This is a genomic window from Acinetobacter sp. LMB-5, assembly GCF_001541635.1.
Classification (GTDB): Bacteria; Pseudomonadota; Gammaproteobacteria; order Pseudomonadales; family Moraxellaceae; genus Acinetobacter; species Acinetobacter pittii.
The window spans coordinates 1-322 of record NZ_LRDR01000121.1 but is presented as its reverse complement, the minus strand read 5'-3'; the positions used below and the strand labels follow the sequence as shown (position 1 = coordinate 322).

The window sequence follows — 322 nt, the reverse complement described above, 5'->3', positions numbered from 1 at the left end:
CACATCATCAAGTGCAACCACCGGCGCAACCGCATCAACCACAGCTGTTGCTGGACCTGAGGTATTGCCAGCAGGATCTTCTGTTACTGCTGTTACCGTATCACCATCATTTAAGCCTGGGTTTGGCACAGTCCACGTACCATCCGGTCCTGCTACAACACTTGCTGTACTACCGTCCGGATATGTCACAGTCACTGTTGAACCAGGTTCTGCTGTACCTGTAATCGGGTCTGTCCCGTTAACCGGGTTAATTACTGGAGCATCAGGTGCAGTGGTATCGATTGTATAGGTTTGTGTATCGTTAATACTGCTGCTATTACCT

Annotated in this window: 1 protein-coding gene; it reads right to left on the bottom strand. The window is 49.4% G+C overall.

Annotated features, from left to right (window positions below; all coding sequences use genetic code 11):
* Positions 1–322, bottom strand: a 322-nt coding sequence (locus AW165_RS18780; protein ID WP_228138772.1) for an Ig-like domain-containing protein, incomplete at both ends; no start/stop codon positions are given.